The sequence below is a fragment of the Halorubrum sp. Atlit-26R genome (genome assembly GCF_003666015.1).
Lineage (GTDB): Archaea > Halobacteriota > Halobacteria > Halobacteriales > Haloferacaceae > Halorubrum.
The window spans coordinates 1-719 of the sequence record NZ_QPLT01000215.1; the positions used below are offsets into that span (position 1 = coordinate 1).

Here is a 719-nt window from a genome sequence, read left to right on the forward strand (position 1 = left end):
GTACCCACTCGGCAAACTGCTGATCAGCCTTCAACTCCTTCAACTGCTGGAGTTTCTTTTGGCGCTTGTCCACCTTTGCCTCTAACCGCTCAATCTCAGCGCGCGCCTCATCAAGATTCACCCGTTTCTCATCAAGAGACCCCTTGGCTCGCTCAACCTCACCTTTGAGGTCATCGATTTCAGAATCAAGTGTCGCCAGCCGTTCTTCATCGAACGACGCTTCCAACTCCTCTAACTCCTCTTTCTTCTCTTCGCGCTTCGCTTCAAGATCCTCAACTTCACCTTCCAAGCGCTCGACCGTTTCACGTCGTTCCTCGACTTGCGACGCCTGCTGTTCGTGCTGTAGATACGTGTTATATCCCGACTCAGTCTCCGCAAGCGTCTCCTCGACTTCTGCCAATTCTTCATCCAATCCCTCGAAGGCTTCCAACTCGGCCTCGATCTCCTCAATCTCCGCCCGTTCATCTTCTAACTCAGTCTGCTTTTTTCCTAACTGCTCAGGTACGTCAGAATGCTCCTTAACACGGAACTCAGCAGTCTGGTACTCCTCGTACGCATCCTCTAATTCATCGCGCTCGGCTGTCAGCTCCGGCAACTCTTCCAACTCTTCTTCCAACTTCGAAAGCTCCGTTTCTTTCTTCTCTTTCTCCGTCTGCAGATCGTCGAGTTCAGATTCTAACGACTGTATCTTCTCTCGGTGGACAGGCAATCGATCGACG

Annotated in this window: 1 pseudogene; it reads right to left on the reverse strand. The window is 51.6% G+C overall.

Features of this window, described 5'->3' with window-relative positions:
* Positions 1–719 (reverse strand): annotated as a pseudogene (locus DVK07_RS22955) (SMC family ATPase); the annotation flags it as partial.